Source organism: Flavisolibacter ginsenosidimutans (genome assembly GCF_007970805.1).
In the GTDB taxonomy this organism is placed as follows: domain Bacteria; phylum Bacteroidota; class Bacteroidia; order Chitinophagales; family Chitinophagaceae; genus Flavisolibacter; species Flavisolibacter ginsenosidimutans.
On record NZ_CP042433.1, the window covers coordinates 4,550,866 to 4,573,338 of the forward strand.

The window sequence follows — 22,473 nt, forward strand, 5'->3', positions numbered from 1 at the left end:
CATCTATCAATTGGGTAAGATCAACACCAAAGATGGCTTTCGCGCTTTACTTGTGTCGGAATATTGACATAGAGGTTGTCCTGTACGCATTGTATACAGCGCAAAAATACCCCCACCGAAAGCGAGGGGTGCATCGTCATCTTTTACTGTTTTTTGTCGTCGGGATCCTTGGCCAGCATCTGGTGAAACTCGAAGACCTTTCCTTCTTTGTTAAAGAACCAGATTTCGTTCAGGTGGTTTTTGCTCACCGTTCCGTCTTTGTTTGTGTCGGTTTCCATGCCCCAGATGGCTACGGCCTCACTTTCGGGGTGATCGGGTGTTTTCAGAGTTGTGCAGGCAGAAACGCTGCTGGAGACGCCGGCAAAGCTGTTCCTTCCATCCTTTGCCATTTTTAAAAAACTGTCCCTCCCTTTGATCATCGTACCGTCGGGGAAAGTTGCCACGATGTCCTCTGCAAAAAGGGAAGCTGAATTGTCCAAAGTATTGTTGTCAAAGTCTTTCCAGGCCCGAAGCACCTTTTGTGCGTAGGCCATGTTACCGATACTCAAATTGTTGTTTTCAATTTTGTAGGGTTGTTCTGCATTGGTGCTTTTTACTTGCCGTACATTTTTGTGTTGGGCGTTGGCGTTAAAGGAAAAGACGATAAAGGCAAAGGCAGGAAGGAGAAGAATGCGTTTCATTTGTCTTGTTTAATTCGGTGAAAGAATGCGTCGTCAACGGGAGGGAGTAAGTTGGCTGGTTTGCGGCGGGAGGAGTAAGGTAGCGAAGTTTACAGGACTTTGCGGATAAACTTCTGTAGTGTATGTTAGCATCTCAAGGCATGTACTGCTCTTGTTCCGTTTCTGCGAAAGACAGTTTGGGAAAGAAAGGATAAAGCAATTGTTCGGTCACTTCATGTACATTTTTGTCAATCCGTAAATTTAGTTGCGACAATCTGCACAGATCAATCAGTCGTTTTCAACGAAGGCGGTTACACAAATTGCCGCAATTAGTGAACACAGCGAGTATTCTTCTGTGAATTGTTTGCGTCTCGCAATCCTTACTTTTCAAGCTTTGAGTCATTTAAGTCTATATTTAGAGAAACGCAAGCGTTATGAATTTTCCGATTGTCTATCAATTAAAGAACGGCACTGAGGTAGAAGTAAGTCAGGTAAAAACGTTTCAGAAATTTGTTTTCGACTTTTTTAAAAACAAGCAACTCTTCGACTCGTATACGTGGACGTCCGCTGCTACGATCCAAAAAGAGGCCGAGCAGCGAAAGGCAACAGCGAATCTTACTCCACTCCAAAAAGAGGCACTGGAAATCTTTTGGGCCATGCAAAAATGATGGGTGTTTTCATGGGTGTAAATGCCTTTGATTGAGCATAAAGACGCCCTATCGGGATTTCTATTCCGCCGTTTTCCACATCGTGGTTGGTGAAGGTGGAAATTTTGCTCCATGAAATTATATAGGAGCGGTGAATGCGAAGTAATAAATTTGCCGGTAAAACTTCTTCAAGCGAAGAAATAGATTGCTTGACAAACTAGGGCTTTTCTGCCGCCCTTATTATTTTGACCTGGTCCTTCATACTTTCCACATAGACGATATCACGGCAGTTTACTTTTGTCCTTTTACGGTCGTCACGGAAGTAAACAAAGCCTTCGTTGCCAACAATAGCGGTTTCTTTTCTTTGGTGGCACGTCCGCATTAAACTCATCCAAGACAGAAAGCTTATCTTCAGGCGCTTTTCCCTTTCCAAGTAGCCCGTCTTTTCCTTCCCGGCTTACAGAATGCAGCTGCACCTGCAATGTGATGAAACAGTCAGTTAATAATTTTTTATGACCATTGAGCAGTTTGGCGATGCAACGCATTACGTACAGCAAACCATGATAAAATATCACGGTATTTTTCTGCTGGAAAGAAAAATAGACACACACACTTGCAAGCTATTTTCACTGGATCATTTCTACGTTGAAATCACCTACTGTTTTTTGCCTTACAACACGCCGCTCATTCGCTGTCTTTCCGTTAACGAAATAGATGATTATTTAAATCTCATCGAACTCTCGGGCCTGCCGTTTTCATTAAGCGCTGAAGAGTAAAATAGGTGCGTTGCAAGAGGGCGCCTGCATGTAAAATTTTTTGAACGTAGCATGAAGAACCGTTGCGCTGCGTGAACGAAACAAACCATTTGATATGAAAATTGCCTACATCGGCACTTACCCGCCGCGGGAATGCGGCATCGGAACGTTTACACAAAATTTAGTTTCGGCCGTATCCGCACAAAGCGTGAACAACGAAGCGGCTGAAGGCATTGTGATAGCCATGGATGACGAGGCAGAACACTATGCCTTTCCTGCCGAAGTGAAATTTAAAATAAGGCAGGAGCAACAAGAAGATTATCTCGAAGCAGCACGTTTTATTAATTTAAGCGGCACCGATGTTTGTGTGCTCGAACACGAGTACGGCATCTTTGGTGGGCAGAACGGCATCTATATTTTGCCCTTGCTTCACCGTCTGGAAGTGCCCTTGATTGTGACCTTACACACGGTATTGAAAAACCCTTCGTACAACGAAAAAGCCATCCTTGTTGAAATCTGCAAAATGGCTGCGAGAGTGGTGGTGATGACGCAAAAAGCAGTGGACTTTCTAACAGATATTTATTCCATTGCCGCCGACAAAATTGTGCTGATTGAACACGGCGTTCCCGACTTACAATTCAATCACGAAGCGGCGAAGAAAAAGTTTAAGTTAGAGAGCAAGAAAATGTTGCTGACGTTTGGTTTTATCAGTCGCAACAAAGGCATCGAAACCGTTATCAAAGCCTTGCCTTCGCTTGTCAAAAAATATCCAGAAACTGTTTATGTTGTCATTGGGAAAACACATCCGGCTGTGTTGCGTCACTCCGGCGAAGAATACCGCGTTTACTTGCAATTACTAGTAAAAAAACTACAACTCGAAAAACACGTCATCTTCCTCAACGAGTTTATCAGCGAGAAAGAATTGTTTCAATACTTATACGCTGCGGATATTTACATCACGCCTTACCTCAACGAAGCGCAAATTACCAGTGGCACTTTGTCTTACGCTGTTGGTGCCGGCGCAGCCGTGCTTTCAACACCTTACTGGCACGCGGAAGAATTGCTGGCCGACGAACGTGGAAAGCTTTTCAACTTCAACGATTCAGATAGTCTTGCAACCATTCTCATGGACCTGTTTGACCATCCTGATGAATTAAAAACCCTACGCAAAAACGCCTTTGCTTACGGGCAGAAAATCACCTGGCCAAAGGCCGGTGTGCGGTACAGCAATCTCGCGGAAGAAATTCTGCAAGCGGCCCGTGAAGCGCCGCCCGAAAAAGACATTGCGCTTGACCCCTTGATGCTTCCTCCGTTCTTGCTCGATCACATCAAACGAATGACCGATGACACGGGCATCATCCAGCACGCAAAATTTGGCATTCCCAATTTGAAGGAGGGTTATTGTTTGGATGACAATGCAAGGGCCTTGTTAATGGTGCTTATGGCCTACAAACAAAAACGGTTGCCGCTTGCGTTGGAACTTTCGCCCATCTACCTCAGCTACATTCATTACATGCAAAACAGCGATGGCACCTTTCGAAATTTCTTGAGTTTTAGCCGCGCTTTTCTGGACGATGTTGGCTCGGAAGATTCGTTTGGCCGCGCCATTTGGTCGCTTGGCTATTTACTGGCCAATGCACCGAATGATGCCTATTATCAATCGGGCAAGGAAATCTTTTTTGAAGCCGCACCAAACTTTGAAAAACTCAAATCAATCCGCAGCATTGCCAACACGATGATTGGCATAAGCTACTACCTGAAACGCAACGCAAACGATGAAGGCATGATTGGTGTGCTTCGGCGAATGGCCTATACGCTTGTGGCAGAGTATGCGCAACACCGCACCGCAGACTGGCATTGGTTTGAAAGTTTGCTAGCTTATGACAACGCCATGTTGCCCCTTGCCTTGCTGCATGCTGCGTCAATTCTAAAAGAAGAACGTATTGTTGATACAGCCATCGAAAGCATGAATTTTCTCTCGTCGATTACGTTGAAAGATGGTTTTCTTTCTGTGGTTGGCAACGAGCAATGGTACCGCAAAGACGGCACACAGTCACGCTTTGCGCAGCAACCGATTGATGCGTTGGCGATGGTGTTGATGTTTCACGAAGCATATCATCTTACAAAAGACAAGTCGTACCTGAACCAACTCTTTACCTCTTTCATGTGGTTTTTGGGCGAGAACGATTTGCGCATGAGCCTTTACGATTTTGAAACAAAAGGCTGTTGCGATGGATTGGAAAACTACGGCGTCAATCGAAACCAGGGCGCTGAAAGCACACTGGCTTATCTCATTGCGCATCTGACTGTCTTATCAGCTTTTGATGACGTTTACAAAATGGAACAAGCGTGAAAATTGCCATTCTTTCGCCCATTGCCTGGCGAACGCCGCCGCGACTTTACGGGCCTTGGGAACAAGTGGCGTCGAACATCGCCGAAGGCCTTGTGGCAAAGGGTTTAGACGTTACGCTTTTTGCAACGGGTGATTCAGTTACAGGCGGAAAGTTGGAATACACATGCGAGAAACCATACGGAGAGAATTCAGCAGTTGATGTGAAGGTGGAAGAGTGTCTGCACATCAGTCACTTGTTTGAAAGGGCAGGCGAGTTTGATATCATTCATAACCATTATGATTTTTTGCCCTTGACATATTCAAAGCTGGTGAAGACGCCGGTGCTAACAACGATACACGGCTTTTCTTCTCCGCTGATTGTGCCGGTGTACAAAAAATACAACAGCAACAGTCACTACGTTTCCATCAGCAATTCGAACCGCCATCCGGAATTAAATTATATGGCAACGGTTTACAACGGCATCAACAGCGCTGAATTTTCGTTTGTTGAAAAGGCGAAGGATTACCTGCTTTTCTTTGGCCGCATTCATCCCGAAAAAGGCACCCGCGAAGCCATTGAAGTAGCAAAGCGTTGCGGAAGAAAATTAATCATCGCAGGTTTAGTACAGGATGCGGATTATTTCAACAAACATATTCTTCCCTTCATTGATGACAAGCACGTTGTTTACGTTGGCAATTGCGGTCCTGCCCAGCGAAATGAACTGTTGGGAAAAGCAGCCGCTTTGTTGCACCTCATTTCTTTTGAAGAGCCCTTTGGCTTAAGTGTGGCGGAAGCTATGTGTTGCGGCACGCCGGTGATTGCCTTTGACCGTGGTTCAATGCCGGAATTAATTCAACATGAACAAACAGGCTTTGTTGTAAAGGATGAAGAAGAAGCAGTAGCATCGGTTGCTCAGCTTTCAACCATCAATCGTGCAGCATGCCGCGAGTGGGCAGTGAAAATGTTTTCCAAAGAAAAAATGACAAATGCCTACTTGAATCTGTACGAACAAATTTTGAAGGCTTAATCCCTGGCTGCGGTTTCCTTTAACGCTGCCAACAATTCTGGCAGATAAACCGTGGCGTAAGTTGATGCATAATCCGACATGGCATAAGGAATAACAAGGTAGTTGTTGTGAACAATGGCGCCGCAGGAATAAACAACGTTGGGCACGTAACCTTCCCGTTCCCGTTCGTTGGGCACAATCAATGGCGTTTGCAAGCGGCCGATTTCTTTCATCGGGTCTTCAAGATCGAGCAACGAAATACCAAGTGAATATTCTCTTACAGGCCCTACGCCGTGAGTGATCACCAGCCATCCTTCTGTTGTTTCAATGGGCGAACCGCAATTGCCCATCTGCACAAATTCCCAGGGATATTTCGGCGTTTGCAAAAGCGTGGCTTTGCGCCACACATTGATGTTGTCGGAAAAAGCAATGTAATTGTTCACGCCATCAATGCGGCAAAGCATGGCGTATTGCCCGTTTATTTTTCGGGGGAACAGCGCCATGCCTTTGTTCTGCGCCACCTCACCGTGAACCGGCATTACTTTGAAATGATAAAAATCTTTCGTCATTAAAATTTTTGGCAGGATGGCAACGCCGTCATATGCAGTGTACGTAGCGTAATAAGAAATGTCACCTTTCTCATCGGTGAACCGTACAAACCGTGCGTCTTCAATGCCTTTAATTTCCGTATCGGCAATCGGAAAAATCACCCGTTCCGAAATATCAGTATCAACAGAGAAATCCATCTCGTAATGCGAAGAAGCAAGCCACATCATTTCGTTCAGCAACACAGTGTTTTGAATGTTGTCCTGCGCCTGGGTTCTTGTTTCTTCCACGTAACGTTTTAGTTCCTCGTAAGTGAAGGTGTCGGTCAGCTTTTGCATCATCAACGGATAAACCTTGCTGCCGCCTGCCTGCATTTCTTCCAGTTTACTCACAAACGAGCTTTTGTGGTACACATGATTCTTCACTTGCTTAGGCGACTCCAGCATTTTGCCCGGCGGCTCCAGTCGTATTTCGTTGGCTGCATCAATGATGCCCGAGCGAAACACCACCGAAGAAATGTGTCCTTCGCCGGTGGCCCGAAAACTCAACACCACTCTTTTTTCGTTTGGGCCAAGGTCTGATTGGTCAAGGTCCTCCACAATGGATGGATTAAAGAAAGCCGCGGCTTCTATCGAATATTCCATGGTGAAATAAGCGCCAATCAACAACTTTTCCGTTGCGCTGAATTTGTACTCATGTATATCCATTTCTGCTATCGTATCTGATAGCTTGTCGAAATGTTTTTCAAAGACTGCCGAAATGCTGCGGTGTCGCTTTGAGTAATCACGCAACACCTGCGTCAATGTTTCGGCTTGTTCTTTTTTTGACAACGACAAAACTCGTTTGATTAAGGCAACACTGCGTTCGCGGCTAGTGGACAAATAGCGGGCAATGACACGGCTTGAATCGGGTTTGAACAAGACGTTTTTTTTGTCAACTGTAACCAGCATGAAATGAATTGAAAAATAGAAACAGCACAACCGGGCGGTGCGATGGGTTTATAATGCCGTCAATGTAGCCTTAAATCCGCAGACCCTGCGCAGGTAGTTTGTCGCGCAGTTGAAATAAAACCGTTGGAGCGGAGTGAATGGCGTACCTCTGTTGCATGAAACGATGCAGGAATAACCAGATGAAAAGAAACCCGTTAACCTTGTTCCAGAACAAGCAACTTCTTTCACTGGCCTTTCCGCCGCTCTTGATGATTGCACTTGTGGTTGGCTTGTTGGTGCTGATGGTTGCAACCTGCATAAAATTTACCAAAGGGCCGCAAAGCACATCCGCATTAGTCCTGCAACTGCAACGATTACAGGCAAAGTTTCTCTCGGCTGAAACGATTAATCCCGAAAAAGAAAGAGCGGAAATGGAGGTGCTTCAAAACAACATAAAAACTGCTTCCGATCCTTCAATTATTTCCGGCAACCTTGCCTTGCAAAAGTTATTCTCCAGCAATTGCCAATCGATCCGAATGGCGTTGAACAACAGCCATGCAGAAGACAAAACGGCGTGGGTAAAACTGAACGCACTGATGACCGATTTTAATTTCCTCTATTTCGAAAAGTGATGTTGACTTACTTTATTGAATCCTCGCCCCGGCGGCAAGGAAAGTCAATTTTTGCTTTGGCCGGCCAATCAAAATTGATAAAGCCTTACCCGTTGCACTACGCTATATTATTTACGCAATAACCGCGGCCGGCGTTGCAATGAAAAGCTTCCGCTGCGTAACAACGGAGGAGTAAGTCCGGTTGGCTGCTTCGGTATTGGCAAACGGTCCAAGGGCAACGACCAATTCTTTTTGTGTCAGGCCGTAATAAAGGTTTTGCAATTGGTGAAGGTACTGTGGCTGAAAGGGAAGTGGATGATCAAAAAGATACCATTGTCCTGTTTTGTGTTTAAAGCGCAGAAAAGGAATGCCGCCATCAATGCCTTCGGCTTCGGTGTTTTTGTACCAATCGCCGAAGCTGTGTTGAAAGCCACTTTTGCCCAAAATATCCGGCGCCAGAGCAATGGGAAAATAAACGTTGGCGAACGTAAAATAATATTCGTCTTCGCCGATGACCTTGTATTCGTAAAAAGCGTTAACGTCGGTTTTGGTGGTAAGGATTTTCATTACCCAATTGCCCGCTCTTAATTGTTTTGTATTTATCATATACTTCTTTATGGTTGTTCGTTGCCGTTGAAAGGATTGAACAACATTCCGGCAAAACGCTATGCATTTTCCTGAAAGGCCAGCTCCTTCCCTTTGAGCATAAAATAAATGTTTTGCAGTTGGTGAAGAGAAGCTACTTTTTTCACCAAGGGTTTTCGCATAAAATCAATGACGTTGTAGTCGCCGTCAATGTCCATTTCCGAGCGGCTCTCGTCCTGGCCGGTGATCAGTTGCCAGAATTTAAAATACTCGTGGTACACAAACCTGCACTGTTTCAGTACCGCGTCACTTAAAGGCACGGGCTGAAGGCGTTCGAGGGAATACGGCAAGTCGGTTTCTGTTTCTTCTGCTTTTGCATCCGGTGTTACTCCAGCTGTTGGCGAAGAAGCGTTGTCGATCATGGAAACCTGTTTTATCTTTTGATCAACAAGGACATAATTTCCGATGCGAAGTTCACGGCAAGGTATCATATTGTAATTTTTAAATTTGATGCTGTTGGCTAAATGAGTTTATGTACAGGGGGCACGCTAAATTTTTCCGGTATCTCAAAGAAGCTCCTGCGCTTCCAGTTCCAAAGTGATGTTCTTAATTACGTTCATTGCTTCGTCGCTGGTGTTGTTTGCCGACGTTATAACCTGGCTGCGATAAACAAAAACCAGTTCTTCCGTAATGCCGGCCGTGCGGCGTTCGTCAGCAGAAATTTGCGGCACGGCTTTAAACCTGTCGCCGTCGCGAAACATGCGGAAAGAAACGTTTTCGTTTGTGATCACACGGCAAGACCGAAAGTGCTCCACCGGTATGGTAACCAGCGAGATTTCGTTTGTTATCGGTACAAGAAACGGTGAGTCTACTTTCATGGTGTTGTCAATAAAGAGGCGCAGCGGCGAAATACGCAGAGACGAATTTTTCGAGATCGTTTCTAAACGATGGATTTGTTCTGCTCGATTCAAACAAGTCTTCCAATACGGCGAGGGGCAACGATTTTGTACTGATTAAATTGGCCAAAGCCGGATGATCGGCTACCAGCTGCGATTTTATGCGATGGTCCTTCACAAAAGACAGCAGCATCTCGGTTTTTGGTCCTGCAGATTCTCTGTTCAGTTGCGCTACAATTTGTTGAAGACAAGGCTGCAATTCCGGAAAACTTGCAGGGTCAAAACTGTTCGATTCACCGACACGGAACTTTTGATAGGTTGGCATAAATGAATGATAAATTACCGAAGTGAACGAAGAAGGAGGCGTTATTGAGAACGGTGCAACGAGTCGACTTGCACTGCCGTTGATAAAGGCAAGACTTGTGAACGGCCGCCGCCGACCATCGCCTGCGTTTGATAAACAAATTAACCAGCGAGCTGAAATGACTTTCCCCCCAATTCTTTCATTAGCCGGATATGGGAAGCAATGGCCTGCCGCATTGTGGGATAAGTGTGATAAGGCAGGGAAAATTTACGACATTGCTCTTCCACAATCTTACTGATTGCCGGATAATGAACGTGCGAAATCGTTGGAAAGAGATGGTGCTCAATTTGGAAGTTAAGCCCGCCAATGGCCCAGGAAAGCAACTTGTTGTTTTGCGCAAAATCCGTCGTTGTAAGAACTTCGTGTTCGGCCCATGAGCCTGTGGGAAAACTGCTTTGTTCCTGTGCCGAATAAAAATTCGTTTTTTCCACCACGTGCGCCAACTGAAATATAATGGACATCACGAGGCCCATGGTGAAGTGAACGATGGCGAAGCCGATCAACCAGGCCTGCCATCCGACAAAGTAAACAGGCAGCAACCCATAAAAGAAAACATACAACGCTTTACTAGCCCAGAAAATGACGTGTTCTTTTGGTTCTATACGCGTAATGGAGGTGGTATGGATTCGCTTGGAGAAGTACTTGACAAAATCAAAGACCATCATCCATGCAAACGTGCTGATGGCGTAAAGAAAGAACATGTAGAGATATTGAAAGCGGTGCAGCGGTCGCCATTTTTGTGCAGCGCAGAGCCGCAGCCATGCACCGCTTGCCAGATCATCATCCACACCGTCGATGTTTGTGTACGTGTGATGAATGATGTTGTGCTTGATTTTCCAAAGTAAGGCATTGCCCCCCAAAGCATTCATGGTTAATCCCATCAGGTTGTTCACCCATTTTTTGCTCGAGAAGCTGTTGTGACACGCATCGTGCATCACATTGAACGCAGTGCTGATAAGCGCTAAACCCAACAAAAGACTAAGCAACATACCGACCAACCCGGAATAATGACCGAGCAGAAGAAACAGGTAAAGCAAAAAGGAAAAAGAAATCACAACAACGGCCTTACCGTATAACTTCCAATTTCCCGTTTTCGGGATTTGCTTCTGTTCAAAGTAAAATTCTACTTCCTTTTTCAACGATTGAAAAAAAACAGGATTCGCGTTGTTGAACTTTATTTTCATGCATGGTTGAAGGCGATTAAGCAAAGACAACGAAAACTGTTTCTTTCGTTGGCGGAGCACACCTGGCTTGCCTGAAGGTAGTTCATCTGAGATGCATGACCTATCCCGCAAGCAAACATTAACAGTAATCCGAACGAAAAAGAGTTCTTATTTAGTTCAACAAGCTCGTAAATCATTTGGAAATATCTTTTGAACAACACATTATGTACGGAACATCATCTTGGGAGAATTGAAAGAGATCATTCCAAAAAGAACTTGTTCTTTGATGGTGTGTTCAGAACAGCAAGCGTTTAATACCGCCTTGATTTAATTGCAATGTCAGCGGCAGCCATAAACACCGTTATCGTTTGGCTCCTCTGTTGGATGGGTGCATAAATGGTATCGTATATTAACAGAGGGTATTGCGGCTTGGCCGTGTAACTTCGACACCCATTACAAATGAAGCTCCTAATAAAAAATATGGTTAGCCTTCGCTGCAAAATGATTGTTAGGGCCGAATTGGAAAAGCTTGGCCTACATGCTGCTATCGTTGAATTGGGAGAAGTGGAGATAGCCGAAAACCTTACAAGCAAAAAGCAAAAAGAGCTTGCGACAGCCCTGTTGGCATTTGGCTTTGAACTTCTGGAAGACAAAAAAAGCATGTTAATTGAAAAGATAAAAAACATCATCGTGGAGATGATTCATTACAATGACGAACCGCCGGGCATTAACTTTTCAAATTACCTGAGTGAAAAGCTGGGGTATGAATACAACTACCTCTCTAATCTTTTTTCCGAAATAAAGGGTACTACCATTGAACATTACATCATCTCCCATAAGATTGAACGGGCCAAGGAACTCCTCATTTATAACCAATTAACGCTTACCGAAATTGCTTACAAACTTCACTACAGCAGCGTGTCCCATCTCTCTAACCAGTTTAAAAAAGTTACCGGCCTTACACCTTCCTTTTTTAAAAACATGAAACACAAACGGTTGATTGCCCGCGAGAACTTGTAGGCTTTGATTTTTGCTCATCGTTATCAGTAAATCATGCAAGAGATTTCCAAAGTTGTGTAAGACGTGGTTGAACTTGCGGGCTCAACTTTGCGTAGAATAGCAACGGATGAAAAAAGAAGAATCTGGCACAAGCGATACAAAAGAATTGGAAAAATCAAAAGCGCATATCATTTTGGAAATCATTGAATACATTCCCAATTCAGTGGTAAGTAAAACCATCATTAAAAAAACAACCGGTAACGTTACGGTTTCGTCGTTTGATGCCGGTGAGGAACTGGCTGAGAAAACTTCTCCTTTCGACACGTTCCTTCAAATCATAGACGGCGGCGCTGAAGTTGTAATCGACGATAAAAAATACGAGTTGGTATTAGGGGAGGGCATTATTGTCCCGGCACATACCAAACACGGTATTAATGCTACCCAACAGTTTAAAATGATTTCTACCGTGATTAAAAGCGGTTACGAAGACTAGGCGGAAAAATTAATCCTCAAAGCCACCAACCGCTTGCTGCGTTCTTGCGCCCGTTTTTTCCGTTTCCCAGGCTACAGCCGCTCCTGTATTGTGCATTTGATCAATCACATAAATCCACGAACCATGGGTTTACATGTACCGTTCACTTTTCGAAGCAAGCCGTCTGTTTGTGTCATATACATTGACATTGCTACTACACCTAGTTTTATTTTTATTGACTTAAAGGACGAAGAACTCATTCGTGAATTCGGCGAAGAAATCACAATCAAAACCGATTTCAACGGACGGCTTCCAAAGCAAGATGATTACCCCGCACTCGTGGAATTGCGAGATGCCATTTTCACATCGCTCAAAGCACTACCAGCGTTTATAACGAAACGAACTCTCCTGACTGTTTAGTTGCAATACAGTCGTTTTCTCATTGGTCAACTCAATGGCAAATACAATCACATGGAAAAGCCGGTTTCATCAGACCTTTATCGATCGCTGCGTAAGTTGCTTGCTTTGGCTGCCGGTATTTTTGTTCTGCTGTGGTTTCTTTATACCATTGTGAGCATAGTGCTGTTATTGATCTTTTCCATTATCGTGGCCTTATTGATCAACGCACCGGTTACTTGGCTGGAGAAACGGAAAATCAAGCGGACATGGGGCACGATAATCGTTTTCGCAATTATTATCTTAGTCATCGCCCTTTTGTCATGGTTGATAATTCCCAAAATAATAGAGCAATTAAAGCGGCTCATCGCCAACTTGCCTCAATATCTCAATTCGCTGACTGCGAAGGTTTCCGCTTGGTTCAGTGGGTTTCAGGGTGGGCCTGCTACGCTATCAGCAACGGATGATACCGTGAAGCAATGGCTGCCGTCCATACCCAATACCCTGCTTCGCATCGGAAACTATTCCATCTCGGTTCTTGGCTCGCTTTTAATTCTCATTGTGTTTATCAGCATCGTTGTGTACATGGTCATGAATCCACGTCCGCTGCTCGAAATTTATTTGTCACTCTTTCAGATAGAGAACCGCGGCAAAGCCGCTAGAGCGTTATCAAAATCATCCCTGATGATTATCGGATGGATGAGGGCCAATCTCGTCGGCGGCGGCGTGGCCGCGTCTTGTGTGGTGGGGTTTTTAAACATCATGCACATACCCGGCGCCTGGGTTTGGGGCGCCATGACTTTCTTCTCCGAGTTGGTGCCCAAAATTGGCTTTTTTATCATGGTGGTGCCGCCACTGTTGGTAGCTTTGTCAATTAGCCCCGCTACAGCTTTGTGGCTCGCCGTCTTTTTCATTGCACTGTCCATTATCGTGGATGATTCCCTGATGCCCAAACTGCGTTCGTCCAGCATGAACCTGCATCCCGTTTCCATCATGTTTATTTTGTTGGCAATGAGTGCTGCCTTTGGTTTTATCGGTGTGTTAATTGCCACACCGCTTACTGCTTTCATTAAAGCGTTCTACGAAGAGTTTTATTTGAGCCAATTCGAAAAAGACGAAAAGATGGAGGAAAATGTTGATGCCATTCTTTTCAGAAAAAAGAAGTAGGAAACGATGAAAATACTATGGTTGTGATTTATACAAATTTGGGCTACGCTTATCAGGCCCGCTTATTGTTGTACAAACCACATGGCAGTTCGTGCAGCTTCTCACACCAAGGTAAATCTCTCCTTTAAATCATTGACCGATTTAGCTGCGTTTAAAAACGAATGCGCATGCAAGGATTTTTACATTGACCGGGACTCGCTTACGCTGGTAGGCACCTTCTCCGAAGAGCAACTGAAAATTGCGACCGGTAAATATTTTGCTTTGTACTATACAGAGGCCAAGTGAGAATGCCCCAACGTAAAAGAAAGTTGACAGCGAATTTTCAACATCCATTTCTCCTTCTGTGCTGGTTGTCTCACTATCCTTATTTACAAGCGTAAGCAACGTAATACGCCTCGCTTATCAATTATTCCGGCTTTCTAAATCAGTAAATGATGCAACTCTTTTCCGTCATCGTGTAACACGTGCAGCTAACAAAGGGCTGACCTTTGCACATTGAAAAGTGTTAACCCACAAATTCGATTTCACTCAACGCAATTGTTGAATAAAAAAATGTTATGAAGAAAATTTTCTTGTTCGCATTATCCGTGTCCGCAGCGGGGACAATTCCCTCAAATGCGCAACTGCAAAAAGGTTCCGTGCTTATTGGCGGCGACCTGGCAGGCTTTGACTTGGGACTGAATGAAGGCTCCACTTTCACGATGAATCTTACACCAAAAGCCGCCTGGTTTGTTCGCGATAACCTGGCCCTCGGTGGTTACGTTGATTTTGGCTTGGCTACGGCAAAAGGCGCCGGAACAAACGTTAGTTATGGCGTAGGTGGATTGGGTCGTTATTATTTTCCAACTGCCGATGTAAACGTGGCAAAGTCGACACGGTTCTTCACCGAAGCAAACATCGGCATTCAAGGGGTGAACACGCCGGGTGGCAATAGTACCAACGGTCTTGGTTTAGGCTTTGGCCCGGGGCTGGCCTATTTTGTTACCAACAACATTGCACTGGAAACGTTATTGAAATACAACGGTATCCTCGGTTTTGGTTCCAACGCTACGTCAAGCCGCCTTTCCCTGAACCTCGGCTTCCAGATTTACCTGCCAGGCAGTAAGGTGAGGAGTGAGATGGATAAGATGAAATAAATAGTTCCTCGGGTGGTCGGCTTTACGGGCAAAGATTACCGCATCAAAACGGTGCCTTTTAAATTCCTTCAACTTCAAATAGAAATAACGATGAACAGAGCACTTGTTTTTTTGGTAGTCGGTGTAGCGCTTGGCCTTTTACTTGCGCCAGAAAAAGGCATTAAATTTCGCAAACATTTGTTCGGCAAAATGGACGATGCCCTAAGCGATACAAAAGAGGCTCTTGGTAATCCGGCAAGTACGTGGAATGCAAAGGAAGCGCACACCGCAGTTGAAGCGGCAAATCGTGTGGAGAAGGCTGTATAAACCAAGCTAACTGCTTATTCTTTTAGATGCAATACAAATGCATAGCTGTCCCCGTTAAAATAATGCATGCCCTGATCCTTCAACCAGAAAACAGTTACCACAATCCGTTTCACATGTGTTAAAAGTCCCGCCGTTGTAGATGCGCGGGACTTTTGTTTGGGAACACCCTTACTGTGTTTATCGCTGCTCCAGCTTGCCTCTAGATCAGTAAATGATGCAACTCTTTACTGCAATGCTGTAATACCCGCGGCTGCAAAGGGCTGACCTTTGTGTTGTGAAAATTTTTCACAGAAAAAGTAAAAATGGAAAACAATCAAACCTTACAACGGGATGTATTAGACGCACTGAAATGGGAGCCGTTGTTGAAAGACACCCAGATTGGCGTTACGGCTGAAGACGGCATCGTTACCCTGACGGGAACCGTTGACAGTTATGCAAAGAAAGTAGAGGCAGAAGATGCGGCGAAAAACGTGATCGGCGTAAAAGCCGTGGTGGAAAAAATAGAAATAAAGTTTTACAGCCCGTTAGCAACCCGCAACGATCATGAGATTGCATCCGAAGTCATAAACGCTTTTGAACGCAACAAACAAATTCCGGCCGACCGCGTAAAAGTAAGAGTGGAAAACGCTTGGGTGACGTTGGAAGGTGAACTCCCCTGGAATTTTCAGAAAGAAGCCGTTCAAAAAGCGGTAAAGGTTCTTTTCGGCATCAAAGGAATTACGGATACCATCACCATCAAGGCCGAAACGCAGGATGCGGTTCAGGAGGAAGAACTCCAAAACGCCTTTCGTCGCAATGCGTCCCTTGATGCACGGAAAATTGCAGTGGACGTTTCGGGAACAAGGATAACGCTGAGCGGTACGGTTACATCGGGGTATCAAAAATCCGAAGCGGGACGGCTAGCCTGGAATTCCCCTGGCGTATCGCACGTACAAAATGACCTCGTAGTTGAATACGGACACGCTTTTGTTGACTAATCAGTAAGTGCAGGTGAAACCCCTGCTGTTTTTTCTCCCTGCCCTTGAAAACTACTTCAAAATTTAAAGTAACATGAAACCAGAAATTGGCATTACAGAAAACCATCTACAGAAAAGCATCAAGTCGCTTTCAACGCTTCTCGCCGACGAGATGGTGCTCTATATCAAAACAAGAAAGTTTCATTGGAACGTATCTGGTGCAAGCTTTATGGAACTGCACAAGCTGTTTCAGGGACAGTATGCCGAACTGGAAGAAACAGCAGATGCCGTGGCGGAGCGTATCAGCAAATTGGGCGGCAGAGCCATTGGTACAATAGATGAATTCATCAACCTCACGAGGCTGGAAGAAGCCCCCGACAAATATCCGTCCCAAAAAGAGATGCTGAAAGAATTGCTCGATGATTACGAAACCGTCATTGTCGAACTGCGGAAAGACATCGAGGTAAGCGATGACAGGGCCAAAGACGCAGGTACAACCGACTTTCTTACAAGCATTATGAAGCAACATGAAACCACCGCGTGGGTGCTTAGAAGATATTTAAGTTGATTGTTTTTCTAATCAAGAGGCACGGCAAGAAAAAAATATTTCACCGAAATGTATCTCCATATCACTTGGCTTTTTCTATTGGCTTTACCCATTGCCTGCATTGCCTGGACAGTTACCAAGGAAGAAGTATTTAAAGAACCGAGGCTTATAGTGTAAAGCGGAATTTGGGCGGCAAGCCTGTCATAGAGCAAAAGTTTTTCTGCCCGTTAACCTGCGAGTTTCGTTAAGTCATTTCATCACAATTGCCCAAGTTTTTTTGTAGGTTATTCGCGAAGACGTTAAAAAGAGAAAGCAAAAATCATGGCCATCAAAAAAGGCGATGGATCAACCGCTTTATAATCGTCGACTTATCCAAATTCAAAAATGTATTGACATGAAAAAAATATTCATCGCCACAGACTTTTCTCCCGCTTCACACACGGCAGCCGTTTACGGGATGCAGTTGGCAAGAGCGATGCAAGCCGCCGTAATTTTGTTTTCTGCTTACGAGGTTTCGCATCCCACTGGCGCCCTCAATGTGCAGGCATCGCGTCTTGCTGCGATGGAAGAAACAAAGAAGCGCCTGGCTGATGAAGCGGACAGGCTCGTTGCCGGAAACGGTGGCCAACTGGAGATTGTTTGCGAAGAAGGTGTGCCGGCTGCAGCCATTCTTGCCGTTGCAAAAGAAAAAAGCGCCGACCTCCTTGTTGTCGGCATGACCGGTGGTGGCAACCGTTTAAAAAAGCTTTTTGGAAGCACGGCAACGTCTTTGGTCAACCACTTGAAAATGCCGCTTATCGTTGTACCGGCGGGGGCCAACTTCACAAGTCCAAAGAACGTCCTTTATGTCAGTGACGTGTTTTTGGATACTATCATTTCAGGTATCGACCAGATGAAATGGTTAACTGATTTTTTTGGTACGAAACTTTTTGTAGTTCGAGTTGTAAAAAACAGTTACGAGGAAGTATTGGAAAGCGTAAACACACCACAAAACCTGCGAAAGGAACTAAAAGCGATGAAGGCAAGCTTCAGCTTTCCTGTCAATGAAAATATTGCCGACGGCCTGGAAGAATTTATCTCCGAACAGACGGTTGACCTAATGGTGATGGTCCCACACAAGCACGAATGGCTTGAGCGCCTCTTTGTAAAAAGCAAAACGGAAGACACGGCGTTTCATACGCATACGCCAATACTCATGTTGCCCGACACCGCAGGTGATGCCGTCAATACTGCGCCGGTTCAAATGATAGCGAATTATAATTAACGTTTACCGAGCAAGTATAAACGATGCTGTCGGGCCGACTACAAAATTGTATCCGGACGGTCTTGCTCTTATCCATCTGTATTGCTTTCGACCATACGCCTGATGTCGGCAACGGTAGAATTAACCAAGGTTGCTACGGAAAGGTGTTTTCCTATCAAACCATTCCTTCCGTTAAATGCAAGAAAGCAGGAGTCTTTGGGCATTGCATTTCCATACAAATCGCTTTCCATGACAAAAACATTTTCGAGATGGGGATACTCAAATATCCGGGAGGCCTGTGCTGTTTGCGCATTTATTGGCTTGTCTGAAAGGCGTAACCCGAGTTTTTGCACCGTTGTGTTGTCTATGTTGTTCATGTTGCTAATTCTTTAAGGATTAGGCATTGGTTAAAATCACTTTCAGCGTTGTTTCTTTCGTGGCATTGCCAAAGGTTTCGTAAGCACTTACTATGTCGTTCAAGGCAAAGCGGTGGGTAATTAATTTTGACGGTTCCACTTTTTTTGAGGTAACTGTTTTCAATAACAACGGAGTAGAAACCGTATCAACCAACCGGGTGGTGATGGTAATGTTCTTCGCCCAAAGCGTTTCCAAATGCAGACTGACCGATTTGCCGTGAACCCCCACGTTGGCAATGTGACCGCCTGCTGCAATAACCGACTGACAAAGTTCAAAGGTGGCCGGTATGCCCACGGCTTCCACCGCTACATCAACGCCACGTTTTTCGGTAAGCTGCATTATTTTCTCCATCGCATTTTCGTTGTTACTGTTGATGGTATGCGTGGCTCCAAAAGTCTTCGCAATCGCCAGCCGGTTGTTGTCAACATCGACCATGATGATCGCCGCCGGCGTATAAAATTGCGCGGTAATCAATACAGCCAAACCAATAGGCCCTGCGCCTACAATCACCACCGTATCTCCTGGTTTAATTTGGCCGTTTAAAACGCCGCACTCATAAGCCGTGGGAAGTATATCACTCAGCATGACCAGCGCTTCTTCGTCAGCGCCTACAGGAACGTGATAAAGGCTGTTGTCGGCAAACGGTATTCGCACGTATTCAGCCTGGGTGCCGTCAATCATGTGACCGAGTATCCAGCCGCCTTTTTCGCAGTGTGAATACATTCCTTTTTTACAATACTCACATTTGCCACAGGAAGTAATGCAGGAAATTAAAACGCGATCTCCCGATTTAAATTCGGTAACCGCACTGCCGACTTCTTCGATAATGCCCACACCTTCGTGACCCAGTATGCGGCCATTGGTCACTTCCGGCACATCGCCTTTTAGTATATGTAAATCGGTTCCGCAAATAGTTGTTTTAGAAATTTTCACAATGGCGTCGGTAGGATCGAGTAATGTGGGTTTTTGTTTTTCTTCCCATGCTTTTTTACCGGCACCATGATAGACTAGGGCTTTCATTTGAATACTTGTATTTTTTACTGATGACGAGCCATTGTTCTTTGGCCTTGCAAGATCTGTTGTTGTGGACATTTGCGCAATTGAGTTGCCGGTAGAATAACCCGCATTCCTGTAAGGTAGGCTTCTTAAGACGCTAACGGTGTTAATTGATTGCTTCGGTTAGAACAATAACCTTACTAGGTTTTAAAGAATGGAACCTTATGGGGTTCTTCTAAATCGTTCCAGCCAATTGTCAGCATATCAACCTCTCTTAAAAGAATCGTCAAAAGGTAATTACCCAGAAAATACGGGGCATGATAGTTGCCCTCTAAGGAACGAGTATTTATCCTTCTCTACTAAATCTGTTCTTGTCCAACTCCAAGCAGGAACTTTCTTCACTTCGAATAAAAAAAGTAAAATGAAAAAAACACAGGTTCTTCTGGCTGCATGCTTTTGCATGATGGCAAGTTTTTCGGCTTCATCGCAAAAGTATCAATCTGCATCCGACACGGTTAAGCTAAACAAAGAGTGGGTTGATGTTAGCAACGACATCGCCAAACTGACCTCAGAACTCACCATTGCACAGAACAATTTACCGGGCTATCATACAAAAGCAACGGACGCTGTTTCCGATGCGCAAAGCTCCGCACAAAAAAGCAGCGACCAGGCGTATAAGGCAACCAACGGCGATTTGGGCGATGCGAAAAGCGCCAACAAAAAAGCAAAAAAAGCGCTCAACGATGCGAAAGACGCCAGCGATGCAAAAGACAAGGCCAACGATCAGCAAAAGAAAATAGACAAACTGACTTCGCAATTGCAAAAAAAGCAAAAGCAACTTTCAGAGTTGGAAGAAATGCGGACAAACATCAGGGCAATGCACCAGTGATATTGGTCTATGAGAAAACCTCTTTTGACGAAACTTCGGCCTCAATCTTCCTTGCCCACAAATGTCAAAAGCCTGCTAAACAAAGCCTCAAACATATTCAACACAAATAACTCCAACTAAACAACATGACACAAAGCAGCAAAAAGCAATTCGGTGTATGGATGGATACGCATCAGGCAACAATAGTCGGAAGAGCAAATCCAGCCCTATCGGATTTTACCGTACTTGGTTATGCAGGTAACGCCGGAGCGAAGCCCAATACCAGCGAAAAGAACGAATACAACGATGAAAAAACCTTGCAGCATAAATTTTACAAGGAGATCCTAACGCACATGCAAAATGCGGAAGAAGTGCACGTAACCGGCACGGGTACGGCGCAGGAACAGTTTATGCGTTTTATGGCCGGTACGCCGCAGTTTAAAAATACCGCTACCCACGAAAGCACATCCAACAAAATGAGCAACGAAAAGCTGACAGCCTACATCGCTGCACGATTTAATTAAGGCTCCATTTTTCTTAAAAGCCGCTCCAGAAACGGAAGCGGCTTTTGTATTAGACGTTGACGCCATTACAGTAAGCCATGTTAAAGTTTATTCCTGCGTTGATTGTTTTGACCTTGATACGGTTAAGCCTTCGGGTCAGTGATTCGACATTGTTAACTCCTAATAGGCGTAATTTGACAGGAAGGTTGTCAACGACGAATCAGCCGTTGCCCGATTCCTACGGCGGTGTTCAATTCATTATCCATTCCGAATAAGAGGGAATTACTTATTTGGTTCGTAGAAATTTCAAGACATGATTTTTTCAATGCTTCGGCACTTGTTTTAAATCGCTATTTTGCCCTTTTGTAAAAAGCCTTTTTATTCATGTCCGAAGACCAAAAGAAACAACTGGAGCAACAGCTCTGGAACATTGCCAACACGCTGCGAGGAAAGATGAACGCCGATGAATTCAGGGATTACATTCTCGGTTTCATTTTTTACAAATACCTCTCCGAGCGAATGAACCTGTATGCCGATGAAATTCTAAAAGAAGACGGCATTACCTACAAAAGCATTGAGGAAACAACGGGCGAAGGCAGAGCCATTTTAGCGGCAATCAAAGAGCAAGCACTCATCAAGCTCGGTTATTTTCTAAAGCCTTCCGAACTGTTTTCTGAAATTGCCCGTCGTGGCAATCAAGCAGTAGACGAAGAAAAAGGCGACAGCAAAAGCAACTTCATTTTAGAAGACCTTGCCCGCATTCTCTCCAACATTGAGCAAAGCACGATGGGGACCGACAGCGAAGACGATTTCGACCACCTCTTCGAAGACCTTGACCTTACCTCCACCAAGCTTGGACGCACAGAAAGCGCCAAGAACGAGCTCATTGCCAAAGTGCTGGCGCACCTGGACAAAATTGACTTTGGCCTGCAAAACTCTGAGCTGGATATTTTGGGCGATGCCTACGAATACCTCATTGGAAAGTTTGCCTCCGGTGCAGGCAAAAAGGCCGGTGAGTTTTACACGCCGCAAGAAGTTTCTACCGTGCTGGCCAAACTCGTTACGACCGGTAAAAGCAAGCTACGCTCCGTGTACGATGCCACCTGTGGTTCGGGCTCTTTACTCTTGCGAGTGGCAAGAGAGGTAAAAGAAGTGAGTAATTTTTACGGGCAAGAGCTAAACCGCACCACCTACAACCTGGCCCGCATGAACATGATCCTGCACGGTGTGCATTACCGGCAGTTCGACATTAAGCAGGAAGATACCTTGGAGCGGCCTGCACACATGGATAAAAAGTTTGAAGCCATCGTTGCCAACCCGCCGTTCTCGGCACATTGGAGCGCAAGCCCCTTGCACCTGAGCGACGACCGCTTTAGCCAGTACGGACGCCTGGCGCCTCGCACCACCGCCGATTTTGCCTTTATCCAACACATGGTGCATCACCTGGCCGACAACGGCATTATGGCCGTGGTAGCGCCGCACGGCGTGCTGTTTCGGGGCGGCGCCGAAGCGCACATACGGCAGTACTTAGTGAAGGACAAAAACTACCTCGATGCGGTGATTGGTCTGCCGCCAAATATCTTTTACGGCACAGGCATACCCACGGCCATTTTGGTGTTTAAAAAATGCAAGGAAGACCCCGACCACATTGTGTTTATTGATGCCAGCAAGGGCTTTGAAAAAGTAGGCAATCAGAATTATCTGCGGCGGCCGCACATCGACAAAATTATCAGCACCTACCGGGAGCGAAAGACGGAACCAAAGTACAGCTACGTGGCCACTCTGGCCGAAGTGGCGGCCAACGATTACAACCTGAACATCCCCCGGTATGTGGATACGTTTGAACGGGAAAAAGCAATTGACATCAACACCGTTTCTGCAAACCTGAAAGCCTTGAACATAGAAAGACAGAAAATAGACAAAGTGATTGCAGGTTACTGCGCAGAGTTAGGCATTGCTACACCATTTTAAAA

General features: G+C 45.2%; 28 protein-coding genes. 18 read left to right on the top strand and 10 right to left on the bottom strand.

Translation table 11 applies throughout. From position 1 onward, the window contains the following. Window positions 1-143: 143 nt before the first annotated feature. Entirely contained in the window at window positions 144-680 is a 537-nt protein-coding gene (locus tag FSB75_RS19340; protein ID WP_146790846.1) for a nuclear transport factor 2-like protein, read from the bottom strand. 413 nt (window positions 681-1,093) lie between these two features. On the opposite strand from FSB75_RS19340, the gene FSB75_RS19345 reads away from it, so the two are divergent. Further along, window positions 1,094-1,327: a hypothetical protein gene (locus FSB75_RS19345; protein WP_146790848.1), complete on the top strand. Its 234-nt coding sequence runs from the start codon at window positions 1,094-1,096 to the stop codon at window positions 1,325-1,327. Here FSB75_RS19345 and FSB75_RS22415 read toward each other — a convergent pair. Then, complete coding sequence (locus FSB75_RS22415; protein WP_146792048.1) at window positions 1,275-1,508, bottom strand: LytTR family DNA-binding domain-containing protein; 234 nt, start codon at window positions 1,506-1,508, stop codon at window positions 1,275-1,277. The genes FSB75_RS19345 and FSB75_RS22415 overlap by 53 nt on opposite strands. Before the next feature lie 310 nt (window positions 1,509-1,818). On the opposite strand from FSB75_RS22415, the gene FSB75_RS19355 reads away from it, so the two are divergent. From FSB75_RS19355 to FSB75_RS19365, 3 genes are all read left to right on the top strand, one after another. Beyond that, window positions 1,819-2,082, top strand: coding sequence for a hypothetical protein (locus FSB75_RS19355; protein ID WP_146790850.1), 264 nt, complete (start codon window positions 1,819-1,821; stop codon window positions 2,080-2,082). Window positions 2,083-2,176: 94 nt separating this feature from the next. Beyond that, complete coding sequence (locus FSB75_RS19360; protein ID WP_146790852.1) at window positions 2,177-4,414, top strand: glycosyltransferase family 4 protein; 2,238 nt, start codon at window positions 2,177-2,179, stop codon at window positions 4,412-4,414. Then, window positions 4,411-5,421 carry a glycosyltransferase family 4 protein gene (locus FSB75_RS19365; protein WP_146790854.1) on the top strand — a complete coding sequence of 337 codons (1,011 nt, stop codon included), beginning with the start codon at window positions 4,411-4,413 and terminating at the stop codon, window positions 5,419-5,421. Before FSB75_RS19360 ends, FSB75_RS19365 begins: the two co-directional genes overlap by 4 nt. Here FSB75_RS19365 and FSB75_RS19370 read toward each other — a convergent pair. Then, complete coding sequence (locus FSB75_RS19370; RefSeq protein ID WP_146790856.1) at window positions 5,418-6,896, bottom strand: glycoside hydrolase family 130 protein; 1,479 nt, start codon at window positions 6,894-6,896, stop codon at window positions 5,418-5,420. The genes FSB75_RS19365 and FSB75_RS19370 overlap by 4 nt on opposite strands. A 179-nt stretch (window positions 6,897-7,075) precedes the next feature. On the opposite strand from FSB75_RS19370, the gene FSB75_RS19375 reads away from it, so the two are divergent. After that, complete coding sequence (locus FSB75_RS19375; protein ID WP_146790858.1) at window positions 7,076-7,507, top strand: hypothetical protein; 432 nt, start codon at window positions 7,076-7,078, stop codon at window positions 7,505-7,507. 111 nt (window positions 7,508-7,618) lie between these two features. Here FSB75_RS19375 and FSB75_RS19380 read toward each other — a convergent pair whose 3' ends face one another. The 5 genes from FSB75_RS19380 to FSB75_RS19400 form a co-directional block, all read right to left on the bottom strand. Continuing rightward, window positions 7,619-8,092 (bottom strand): hypothetical protein, encoded by a 474-nt coding sequence (locus tag FSB75_RS19380; RefSeq protein WP_146790860.1) that lies wholly within the window; start codon window positions 8,090-8,092, stop codon window positions 7,619-7,621. A gap of 59 nt (window positions 8,093-8,151) precedes the next feature. Next, window positions 8,152-8,493 carry a hypothetical protein gene (locus tag FSB75_RS19385; protein WP_146790862.1) on the bottom strand — a complete coding sequence of 114 codons (342 nt, stop codon included), beginning with the start codon at window positions 8,491-8,493 and terminating at the stop codon, window positions 8,152-8,154. Between the two features lie 144 nt (window positions 8,494-8,637). Then, complete coding sequence (locus FSB75_RS19390) at window positions 8,638-8,949, bottom strand: hypothetical protein (protein WP_146790864.1); 312 nt, start codon at window positions 8,947-8,949, stop codon at window positions 8,638-8,640. A gap of 7 nt (window positions 8,950-8,956) precedes the next feature. Next, the gene (locus FSB75_RS19395; RefSeq protein ID WP_146790866.1) at window positions 8,957-9,292 is read right to left on the bottom strand and encodes a hypothetical protein; all 336 of its coding nucleotides are present in this window, start codon (window positions 9,290-9,292) and stop codon (window positions 8,957-8,959) included. Window positions 9,293-9,432: 140 nt separating this feature from the next. Further along, window positions 9,433-10,515 carry a fatty acid desaturase family protein gene (locus FSB75_RS19400; protein ID WP_146790868.1) on the bottom strand — a complete coding sequence of 361 codons (1,083 nt, stop codon included), beginning with the start codon at window positions 10,513-10,515 and terminating at the stop codon, window positions 9,433-9,435. Between the two features lie 438 nt (window positions 10,516-10,953). Between FSB75_RS19400 and FSB75_RS19405 the strand changes: the two genes are divergently transcribed. The 10 genes from FSB75_RS19405 (at window position 10,954) to FSB75_RS19450 (ending at window position 17,737) form a co-directional block, all read left to right on the top strand. After that, entirely contained in the window at window positions 10,954-11,514 is a 561-nt protein-coding gene (locus FSB75_RS19405) for a helix-turn-helix domain-containing protein (RefSeq protein WP_146790870.1), read from the top strand. A gap of 106 nt (window positions 11,515-11,620) precedes the next feature. Next, the gene (locus FSB75_RS19410) at window positions 11,621-11,986 is read left to right on the top strand and encodes a cupin domain-containing protein (protein WP_146790872.1); all 366 of its coding nucleotides are present in this window, start codon (window positions 11,621-11,623) and stop codon (window positions 11,984-11,986) included. A gap of 123 nt (window positions 11,987-12,109) precedes the next feature. Then, the gene (locus FSB75_RS19415) at window positions 12,110-12,385 is read left to right on the top strand and encodes a hypothetical protein (RefSeq protein ID WP_146790874.1); all 276 of its coding nucleotides are present in this window, start codon (window positions 12,110-12,112) and stop codon (window positions 12,383-12,385) included. 51 nt (window positions 12,386-12,436) lie between these two features. After that, a complete protein-coding gene (locus FSB75_RS19420) occupies window positions 12,437-13,528 on the top strand; it encodes an AI-2E family transporter (protein WP_146790875.1) in 1,092 nt (363 codons plus the stop codon). Window positions 13,529-13,609: 81 nt separating this feature from the next. Next, entirely contained in the window at window positions 13,610-13,813 is a 204-nt protein-coding gene (locus FSB75_RS19425; protein WP_146790877.1) for a hypothetical protein, read from the top strand. 272 nt (window positions 13,814-14,085) lie between these two features. Beyond that, window positions 14,086-14,664, top strand: coding sequence for a hypothetical protein (locus FSB75_RS19430; RefSeq protein WP_146790879.1), 579 nt, complete (start codon window positions 14,086-14,088; stop codon window positions 14,662-14,664). Between the two features lie 90 nt (window positions 14,665-14,754). Further along, window positions 14,755-14,970, top strand: a complete 216-nt coding sequence (locus tag FSB75_RS19435; RefSeq protein ID WP_146790881.1) for a YtxH domain-containing protein — start codon at window positions 14,755-14,757, stop codon at window positions 14,968-14,970. Between the two features lie 302 nt (window positions 14,971-15,272). After that, complete coding sequence (locus tag FSB75_RS19440; RefSeq protein ID WP_146790883.1) at window positions 15,273-15,947, top strand: BON domain-containing protein; 675 nt, start codon at window positions 15,273-15,275, stop codon at window positions 15,945-15,947. A 73-nt stretch (window positions 15,948-16,020) separates the two neighbouring features. Then, a complete protein-coding gene (locus tag FSB75_RS19445; protein WP_146790885.1) occupies window positions 16,021-16,494 on the top strand; it encodes a Dps family protein in 474 nt (157 codons plus the stop codon). A 373-nt stretch (window positions 16,495-16,867) separates the two neighbouring features. Next, on the top strand, window positions 16,868-17,737 hold the full coding sequence (locus FSB75_RS19450) for a universal stress protein (RefSeq protein WP_172623232.1): 870 nt from the start codon (window positions 16,868-16,870) through the stop codon (window positions 17,735-17,737). Between the two features lie 68 nt (window positions 17,738-17,805). Here the strand turns inward: FSB75_RS19450 and FSB75_RS19455 are convergent, their stop codons facing one another. Both FSB75_RS19455 and FSB75_RS19460 read right to left on the bottom strand, forming a co-directional pair. Continuing rightward, entirely contained in the window at window positions 17,806-18,093 is a 288-nt protein-coding gene (locus FSB75_RS19455) for a hypothetical protein (protein WP_146790889.1), read from the bottom strand. A 19-nt stretch (window positions 18,094-18,112) separates the two neighbouring features. Continuing rightward, window positions 18,113-19,225 carry a zinc-dependent alcohol dehydrogenase family protein gene (locus FSB75_RS19460; RefSeq protein ID WP_227990665.1) on the bottom strand — a complete coding sequence of 371 codons (1,113 nt, stop codon included), beginning with the start codon at window positions 19,223-19,225 and terminating at the stop codon, window positions 18,113-18,115. 325 nt (window positions 19,226-19,550) lie between these two features. Here FSB75_RS19460 and FSB75_RS19465 point away from each other — a divergent pair, with 325 nt between their 5' ends. The 3 genes from FSB75_RS19465 to FSB75_RS19475 all read left to right on the top strand — a co-directional run bounded on the left by FSB75_RS19465 (window position 19,551) and on the right by FSB75_RS19475 (window position 22,471). Beyond that, on the top strand, window positions 19,551-20,018 hold the full coding sequence (locus FSB75_RS19465; protein WP_146790891.1) for a hypothetical protein: 468 nt from the start codon (window positions 19,551-19,553) through the stop codon (window positions 20,016-20,018). A 125-nt stretch (window positions 20,019-20,143) separates the two neighbouring features. Then, entirely contained in the window at window positions 20,144-20,521 is a 378-nt protein-coding gene (locus FSB75_RS19470) for a hypothetical protein (protein ID WP_146790893.1), read from the top strand. A 363-nt stretch (window positions 20,522-20,884) separates the two neighbouring features. Then, window positions 20,885-22,471, top strand: a complete 1,587-nt coding sequence (locus FSB75_RS19475) for a type I restriction-modification system subunit M (protein WP_146790895.1) — start codon at window positions 20,885-20,887, stop codon at window positions 22,469-22,471. Window positions 22,472-22,473: the final 2 nt, after the last annotated feature.